Genomic DNA, 7319 nt, shown 5'->3' with positions numbered 1-7319 from the left:
ATGCAGCAGATCGGTCAGCACGTCGGACAAGCCCGGATCAGCGGGCTTGGTGGCGTCCTCGGCCAGTGCCTGCCTGGCCGCCGGTGCGAACGCCAGCAAGGCCGAAATCAGAACAATGGACAGCCGTTTGACGTGCATTCCGAATCCTCCAAATCGGGCGCCATTCTCCCGACGATTGTGCAGAATGAAAGGCTAATGCACCGAAATCCGATAATTGTCGCGCAAAAGCATGCGCTTCGGCCGACGAAATTGTCTGAAACGTAGAGCGCCGCTTTCAGAATGCAAAAAGGGGCCCACAGGGCCCCTTTGAACACGTGCGAAAAGCCCGGCCTCAGGCGGCCGCGGCTTCCTCTTCGGTACCTTCAGCTTCGATGCGGGCGCGGTCGCCGGCGCCCTTGGCCGAGGTGTCGCGGTCGACGAACTCGATCACCGCCATGGCGGCATTGTCGCCGTGGCGGAAGCCCGCCTTCATGATGCGCAGGTAGCCGCCGTTGCGGGAGGCGTAGCGCGGCGCGATCGTCTCGAACAGGCGCTTGACGACGCCCTCATTGCCGATCTGGGCGATCACCTGACGGCGCGCATGCAGATCGCCGCGTTTGCCGAGCGTCACCAGCTTCTCGACGATCGGACGCAGGTCCTTCGCCTTCGGCAGGGTGGTGACGATCTGCTCGTGCTCGATCAGAGACACGGCGAGGTTGGCGAACATAGACTTGCGGTGGCTTACGCTGCGGGCGAAGCGACGGCCTTTGAAACCGTGGCGCATGGCTCTTTTCCTTCTTCAGTTGTTCAAGAGGCCACGGCCTCTGATGGTTTTCCGCATGACCGTCGGATCGAGCGGCTCACGCCGCCGATCCTTGGAATTCATGCTCAATATTGGTCTTCGTAACGCTTGGCGAGGTCTTCGATGTTTTCCGGCGGCCAGTCCGGCACTTCCATGCCGAGGTGCAGGCCCATCGCCGCCAAGACTTCCTTGATCTCGTTCAGCGACTTGCGGCCGAAGTTCGGGGTGCGCAGCATCTCGGCTTCGGTCTTCTGGATCAGGTCGCCGATATAGACAATGTTGTCGTTCTTCAGGCAGTTGGCCGAACGCACCGAGAGCTCCAGCTCGTCGACCTTCTTGAGCAGCGCCGGGTTGAAGGCGAGCTCGGTGACAGCTTCGGCCGCGACTTCCTTCTGCGGCTCGTCGAAGTTGACGAACAGGCCGAGCTGGTCCTGCAGAATGCGGGCGGCGAAAGCCACCGCGTCCTCGCCCGAGATCGAACCGTCGGTCTCGATGGTCATGGTCAGCTTGTCATAGTCGAGGACCTGGCCCTCGCGGGTGTTCTCGACCTTGTAGGAGACCTTCTTGACCGGCGAGTAGAGGCTGTCGACCGGGATCAGGCCGATAGGCGCGTCCTCGGCGCGGTTGCGCTCGGCCGGCACATAGCCCTTGCCGGTGTCGACGGTGAACTCCATGCGGATCTCCGCACCCTCGTCCAGCGTGCAGATGACGTGGTCGGGGTTGAGGATCTCGACGTCGCCGACCGTCTGGATGTCGCCGGCCAGCACGGCGCCCGGGCCCTGCTTGCGAACGACCATGCGCTTCGGGCCGTCGCCTTCCATGCGGATGGCGATTTCCTTGATGTTGAGCACGATATCGGTCACGTCCTCACGCACGCCGGCGATGGACGAGAATTCGTGCAGGACGCCGTCGATTTGCACGGCGGTGACGGCCGCGCCACGCAGCGAAGACAGAAGCACGCGCCGGAGCGCGTTGCCCAGCGTGAGGCCGAAGCCGCGCTCGAGCGGCTCGGCCACCAGCGTGGTCAGCGTCTTCTTCTTCGACGAGAACTCGATCTTGTTCGGCTTGATCAGTTCCTGCCAGTTTTTCTGGATCATGATGCTTTCCTTCCGTTGCCCCGCCACCATCCAATCGTGGCGGGCGACCTGGAATGCCGCGGAGGAACGCTTTTTGGCGTTCGCGCGGCGTTCGATAGTTCCTTAGACGCGGCGCTTCTTGCGCGGGCGGCAGCCATTGTGCGGGATCGGCGTCACATCACGGATCGAGGTGATGGTGAAGCCGGCGGCCTGCAGCGCGCGCAGCGCCGATTCACGACCGGAGCCAGGTCCGCAGACCTCGACCTCGAGCATGCGCATGCCGTGTTCCTGCGCCTTCTTGGCGACATCCTCGGCGGCCATCTGGGCGGCGAACGGGGTCGACTTGCGCGAACCTTTGAAGCCCTGGGCGCCGGCCGACGACCAGGCGATCGAATTGCCCTGCGCGTCGGTGATGGTGATCATCGTGTTGTTGAAGGTCGAATTGACGTGGGCAACGCCCGACGAGATGTTCTTGCGTTCGCGACGGCGAACACGAGCGGCTTCCTTGGCCATGGTAGTCCTTTCAGTTGATCTCTACACCGCCGTAGTGCCAGCGGCTCCACCTTGGTAAGGGAGTAGGGGAATAGGGAAGTAAGGGAGTAGGGAAACAAATGATCCGATTTTCGGACTATTCCCTACTGCCTTACTCCCCTACTCCCTTATTCCCCTAATTACTTCTTCTTGCCGGCGATCGACTTGGCCGGGCCCTTGCGGGTACGTGCGTTGGTATGCGTGCGCTGGCCGCGGACCGGCAGCGAGCGGCGGTGACGCAGGCCGCGATAGCAGCCGAGGTCCATGAGCCGCTTGATGTTCATCGACACTTCGCGGCGCAGGTCGCCTTCGACCTGGTAGTCGCGGTCGATCGTCTCGCGGATCTGCAGCACTTCCGCGTCGGTCAGCTGGTTGACGCGGCGCTCGGCCGGGATGCCGACCTTGTCGACGATCTCCTGGGCGAACTTCTTGCCAATGCCGTGAATGTACTGAAGCGCGATGACAACGCGCTTGTTGGTCGGAATGTTGACGCCGGCTATACGAGCCATCTTCTCTCATCTCCATATGGGCCGGACGCGCCGGCGCTTCAAGTTGCCCCGCGTCCGGTGGAGGCCGGCCCTTGCGGGAGTTTCCAGTTCAAAGCGGCCGCCTTGCCCTTGCGGACAAGCAAAGCCTATGCCTGATGGAAGACGGGCCGCCATACCCCAGCGGACCGCTACAGTCAAGCGCTGTTTCTCTATGCCGCCGCCTGCGAGACGGATTTGAGCACCGCTTCGATCTCTCTCGTGACGGTGTCTATGTCGGCCATGCCGTCGACGCTCTTCAGCCTGCCCTTGGCGTAGTAGTAGCCAATGAGTGGAGCGGTCTTCTTGTAGTACTCCCGCAAGCGCTCCTCGAACACGGCTGGATTGTCATCCTTGCGCACCGGCTGGCCGGCGGCCTTGGCATCCTCGGCGCGCTTGACGATTCGCCCAACCAGCGCCTTGTCATCGACGACGAGCTCGATCACGGCGTCGAGATGGAGGCCACGATCCGCGAGCATCGTTTCGACCGCATCGGCCTGCACAAGGGTGCGTGGATAGCCGTCGAGGATGAAGCCATTTGCGCAATCAGCTTGGTCGATGCGCTCGGCCACGATGGCATTGACGATGGCATCGGAAACAAGCTCGCCGGCATCCATCACCGCCTTGGCCCGCTTGCCGACCTCGGTACCGGCCTGCACAGCGGCACGCAGCATGTCACCGGTCGAGAGCTGGGGTATGCGGAACTTCTCTACCAGTCTTTGCGCTTGCGTCCCCTTGCCCGCCCCCGGCGGTCCAAGCAATATCAGCCTCATCTGGTCCTCTTCCCCCCGCGCAACTTCGACTTCTTGATCAGGCCCTCATACTGGTGCGCGATCAGGTGACCCTGAATCTGCGCCACCGTATCGAGCGTTACACTGACCACGATCAGAAGCGATGTGCCACCAAGGTAGAATGGTACGCCAGTCGCTGAAATTAGGAATTCGGGCAGCAGGCACACCAGCACCAGGTAGATGGCGCCGATGACGGTGATGCGCGTGAGAACATAGTCGATGTAATCGGCGGTGCGCTCGCCCGGGCGGTAGCCTGGAATGAAGCCGGAATGCTTCTTGAGCTGGTCGGCGGTGTCCTTCGGGTTGAAAACGATCGCGGTGTAGAAGAAGGCGAAGAACACAATCATCGCCGCGTAGAATGCCATGTAGAGCGGTTGTCCATGGCCCAGCGAGGCAAGGATTGTGCTTGCCCATGCGGGCATGTTGGCCGTCTGCGAAAAGCCGGCGATCGTTGCCGGCAGCAGAAGCAGCGAGGACGCGAAGATCGGCGGGATGACGCCCGAGGTGTTGAGCTTCAGCGGCAAATGCGAGGTGTCGCCCTGGAACATCCGGTTGCCGACCTGGCGCTTCGGGTACTGGATCAGCAGGCGGCGCTGCGCGCGCTCGAAGAACACGATAAGCGCAATGACGACGATGGCGAGCACGATGATCGCCAGGATCAGCCCGGTCGACAGGGCGCCGGTGCGGCCGAGCTCCAGCGTGCCGGAGATGGCACGCGGCAGGCCGGCGACGATGCCGGAGAAGATGATCAGCGAAATGCCGTTGCCGATGCCGCGCGCGGTGATCTGCTCACCGAGCCACATCAGGAACATCGTGCCGCCGACCAGCGTGACGACGGTGGAGATTCGGAAGAACATGCCGGGATCGTTGACAATGCCGTTGCCGCCCTCCAGTCCGACGGAGATGCCGTAGGCCTGCACCAGGGCCAGGAGCACGGTGCCGTAGCGCGTGTACTGGTTGATGATCTTGCGGCCCTGCTCGCCTTCCTTCTTCAGCGCTTCCAGCGACGGAATGACCGAGGTCATCAGCTGCATGATGATGGAGGCGGAGATGTAGGGCATGATGCCCAGCGCGAAGATCGCCATGCGCTGCACCGCGCCGCCGGCGAACATGTTGAACATGCCGAGCACGCCCTTGCTCTGCGAGGAGAAGGCCTGGGCGAACGCGTCGGGATTGATGCCGGGCAGCGGGATATAGGTGCCGAGCCGGTAGACGAGCAGCGCGCCGACGGTGAACCAGATGCGTTTCTTCAGGTCCTCGGCCTTGGCGAAGGCCGAAAAATTCAGATTCGAGGCTAGTTGTTCAGCAGCCGAAGCCATGCCTGATTCTCCGCTTGGTCACGCTCGATGCCCGCAGCTCAGGCGGCGCGTGTCACCGAAGCTCACGAGATAAGCTCCGGACCGTAAACATGCAAGCGGCCGCGTTGACGCGGCCGCCTAATTGATCAGATCAAGGCGCGAAGGACGGTAAAACCTGGCTTCACTCGTGCCATCTGCGCATTAAATCGCCGTTACTCTGCGGCGGCCTTTTCCGGCACCTTCACCGAGCCGCCGGCCTTCTCGATCTTCTCGATCGCGGCCTTGGAGGCACCGGCCACGTCGAAGGCGAGCTTCGCCTTGAGGTCGCCGTCGGACAGAATGCGCACGCCGTCCTTGGCGCGGCGGATGACGCCGGCCGCGATGAGGGCCTCGGCCGTCACCGTCGCCTTGGCGTCGAGCTTCTTTGCGTCGAGCGCGGCCTGGATGCGGGCCAGCGACACGACGGTGAAGCTCTTGCCGAACAGGTTGTTGAAGCCGCGCTTCGGCAGGCGCCGGTAAAGCGGCATCTGGCCGCCCTCGAAGCCGTTGATGGCCACGCCCGAGCGTGCCTTCTGGCCCTTGACGCCGCGGCCGCCTGTCTTGCCCGAGCCGGAGCCGATGCCGCGGCCCAGACGCTTCTTGGAGTGCGTGGCGCCGTCCTTGTCACGCAGATCGTTGAGTTTCATCTTCGTTCTCCTGCGCTTCTGCTCAGCCCTCGTCCACGACGCGGACGAGATGCTGGACGGCAGCGATCATGCCGCGCACGGAAGGCGTATCTTCCAGCGTGCGCTGCTTGTGCATCTTGTTGAGGCCGAGGCCGACCAGCGTGGCGCGCTGCTCCTTCGGCCGGCGGATCGGCGAGCCGATCTGCTCGACGGTGATGGTCTTGGTAGCTTTCTTGGCCATGGTCTGGATCCCTGGTCAGCGTCGACTATTCTTCAGCCGCGACGGCGGTGCCGCGGCGGGCCTGAAGGGTCGAGTACTTGATGCCGCGCGCGGCAGCCACATCCTTCGGATGCATCTGGCTCTTCAGCGCGTCGAAGGTGGCGCGAACCATGTTGTAGGGGTTCGACGAACCCATCGACTTGGCGACCACGTCATGCATGCCGAGCGTCTCGAAGACGGCGCGCATCGGGCCGCCGGCGATGATGCCGGTACCCTGCTTGGCGGCGCGCAGCAGAACGCGTCCGGCGCCCCAGCGGCCCTCGACGTCGTGATGCAGCGTGCGGCCCGAGCGCAACGGCACGAAGATCATGTCGCGCTTGGCCGACTCGGTTGCCTTGCGGATCGCTTCCGGCACTTCGCGCGCCTTGCCGTGGCCGAAGCCGACACGGCCCTTCTGGTCGCCGACGACGACGAGCGCGGCAAACCCGAAACGCCGGCCGCCCTTCACAACCTTGGCGACGCGGTTGATGTGGACGAGCTTGTCCACCATGCCGTCGTCGCGCTCTTCGCGCTCACGCTCGCGGCCGCGGCCGCCTTCCCTACGTTCCTGTGCCATATCCTGTTCCTTGTTCTTTTCCGGAAGCACGGTTGCTGCAATGCCGGCGCCGCTTTCGGGTCGCCGGCGGTGAAAAATCAGAAGCTCAGACCACCTTCGCGGGCGGCCTCGGCCAGCGCCTTGACGCGGCCGTGATAGATGTACGGGCCACGGTCGAAGACGACTTCCTTGACACCGGCCTTCGAGGCGCGCTCGGCGATCAGCTTGCCGACAGCCGCGGCAGCCGCGGTGTCGGCGCCTGTCTTGAGCGAACCCTTGAGGTCCTTCTCCAGCGTCGAGGCGGCGGCCAGCGTATGGCCCTTGGCGTCGTCGATGACCTGGACGTAGATGTTCTTCGAGGTGCGATGGACCGAGAGACGCGGACGCTCGCCCGCAACCTTCTTGATCTGGCGACGCACGCGCTGAGCGCGGCGCTGGGTGGATTCTTTCGAGCCCATGGTACTGTTCCTTGCCTTCAGAAAACGGGGGCAACCCTGTGCGGTAGGCGAAGATGCCTCCCGCGGTCGCGCCCCGCGGCGTTGCGATGATTACTTCTTCTTGCCTTCCTTGCGGACGATCTTCTCGCCGGCGTAGCGCACGCCCTTGCCCTTGTAGGGCTCGGGACCGCGGTACTCGCGGATCTCGGCGGCAACTTGCCCGACCTGCTGCTTGTCGATGCCGGTGACCGTGATTTCCGTCGGCTTCGGCACCGTGATGGTGATGCCCTGCGGGGTCTCGTAGACCACGTCATGGCTGAAGCCAAGCGCAAGCTGCAGGTTCTTGCCCTGCATGGCGGCGCGATAACCGACGCCGGTGATCTCGAGCCGCTTCTCGAAGC

11 protein-coding genes are annotated in these 7319 nt (G+C 63.5%); all 11 read right to left on the bottom strand.

The window, feature by feature from the left end; genetic code table 11:
* Positions 1–331 precede the first annotated feature (331 nt).
* On the bottom strand, positions 332–763 hold the full coding sequence (rplQ, locus tag EN742_RS17750) for a 50S ribosomal protein L17 (protein WP_126054449.1): 432 nt from the start codon (positions 761–763) through the stop codon (positions 332–334).
* 104 nt (positions 764–867) lie between these two features.
* A complete protein-coding gene (locus EN742_RS17745) occupies positions 868–1878 on the bottom strand; it encodes a DNA-directed RNA polymerase subunit alpha (protein ID WP_006205443.1) in 1011 nt (336 codons plus the stop codon).
* A gap of 102 nt (positions 1879–1980) precedes the next feature.
* The gene (gene rpsK, locus EN742_RS17740; RefSeq protein ID WP_006205444.1) at positions 1981–2370 is read right to left on the bottom strand and encodes a 30S ribosomal protein S11; all 390 of its coding nucleotides are present in this window, start codon (positions 2368–2370) and stop codon (positions 1981–1983) included.
* A 158-nt stretch (positions 2371–2528) separates the two neighbouring features.
* A complete protein-coding gene (gene rpsM / locus EN742_RS17735; RefSeq protein ID WP_006205445.1) occupies positions 2529–2897 on the bottom strand; it encodes a 30S ribosomal protein S13 in 369 nt (122 codons plus the stop codon).
* 188 nt (positions 2898–3085) lie between these two features.
* A complete protein-coding gene (locus EN742_RS17730; RefSeq protein ID WP_127407195.1) occupies positions 3086–3685 on the bottom strand; it encodes an adenylate kinase in 600 nt (199 codons plus the stop codon).
* A complete protein-coding gene (secY, locus tag EN742_RS17725) occupies positions 3682–5022 on the bottom strand; it encodes a preprotein translocase subunit SecY (RefSeq protein ID WP_126054447.1) in 1341 nt (446 codons plus the stop codon). Before secY ends, EN742_RS17730 begins: the two co-directional genes overlap by 4 nt.
* A 191-nt stretch (positions 5023–5213) precedes the next feature.
* A complete protein-coding gene (rplO, locus tag EN742_RS17720; RefSeq protein ID WP_126054446.1) occupies positions 5214–5687 on the bottom strand; it encodes a 50S ribosomal protein L15 in 474 nt (157 codons plus the stop codon).
* Between the two features lie 22 nt (positions 5688–5709).
* Positions 5710–5907 (bottom strand): 50S ribosomal protein L30, encoded by a 198-nt coding sequence (gene rpmD, locus EN742_RS17715; RefSeq protein ID WP_006205449.1) that lies wholly within the window; start codon positions 5905–5907, stop codon positions 5710–5712.
* A 25-nt stretch (positions 5908–5932) separates the two neighbouring features.
* Complete coding sequence (rpsE, locus tag EN742_RS17710; RefSeq protein WP_027046810.1) at positions 5933–6502, bottom strand: 30S ribosomal protein S5; 570 nt, start codon at positions 6500–6502, stop codon at positions 5933–5935.
* A gap of 77 nt (positions 6503–6579) precedes the next feature.
* Positions 6580–6939 (bottom strand): 50S ribosomal protein L18, encoded by a 360-nt coding sequence (gene rplR, locus EN742_RS17705; RefSeq protein WP_126054445.1) that lies wholly within the window; start codon positions 6937–6939, stop codon positions 6580–6582.
* Positions 6940–7029: 90 nt separating this feature from the next.
* On the bottom strand, positions 7030–7319 hold a 290-nt coding region (gene rplF, locus EN742_RS17700; RefSeq protein ID WP_128333088.1), incomplete at its 5' end, for a 50S ribosomal protein L6.

The organism is Mesorhizobium sp. M4A.F.Ca.ET.020.02.1.1, from assembly GCF_004022645.1.
Taxonomy (GTDB): Bacteria; Pseudomonadota; Alphaproteobacteria; order Rhizobiales; family Rhizobiaceae; genus Mesorhizobium.
The sequence above is the reverse complement of the archived record's forward strand: the minus strand, read 5'-3'. Positions and strand labels throughout refer to the sequence as shown.

What these genes read in the sequence shown, in the direction of transcription:
- rplQ (WP_126054449.1), bottom strand. Translation starts at nt 763, where the DNA reads ATGCGCCACGGTTTCAAAGGCCGTCGCTTCGCCCGCAGCGTAAGCCAC.
- EN742_RS17745 (WP_006205443.1), bottom strand. Translation starts at nt 1,878, where the DNA reads ATGATCCAGAAAAACTGGCAGGAACTGATCAAGCCGAACAAGATCGAG.
- rpsK (WP_006205444.1), bottom strand. Translation starts at nt 2,370, where the DNA reads ATGGCCAAGGAAGCCGCTCGTGTTCGCCGTCGCGAACGCAAGAACATC.
- rpsM (WP_006205445.1), bottom strand. Translation starts at nt 2,897, where the DNA reads ATGGCTCGTATAGCCGGCGTCAACATTCCGACCAACAAGCGCGTTGTC.
- EN742_RS17730 (WP_127407195.1), bottom strand. Translation starts at nt 3,685, where the DNA reads ATGAGGCTGATATTGCTTGGACCGCCGGGGGCGGGCAAGGGGACGCAA.
- secY (WP_126054447.1), bottom strand. Translation starts at nt 5,022, where the DNA reads ATGGCTTCGGCTGCTGAACAACTAGCCTCGAATCTGAATTTTTCGGCC.
- rplO (WP_126054446.1), bottom strand. Translation starts at nt 5,687, where the DNA reads ATGAAACTCAACGATCTGCGTGACAAGGACGGCGCCACGCACTCCAAG.
- rpmD (WP_006205449.1), bottom strand. Translation starts at nt 5,907, where the DNA reads ATGGCCAAGAAAGCTACCAAGACCATCACCGTCGAGCAGATCGGCTCG.
- rpsE (WP_027046810.1), bottom strand. Translation starts at nt 6,502, where the DNA reads ATGGCACAGGAACGTAGGGAAGGCGGCCGCGGCCGCGAGCGTGAGCGC.
- rplR (WP_126054445.1), bottom strand. Translation starts at nt 6,939, where the DNA reads ATGGGCTCGAAAGAATCCACCCAGCGCCGCGCTCAGCGCGTGCGTCGC.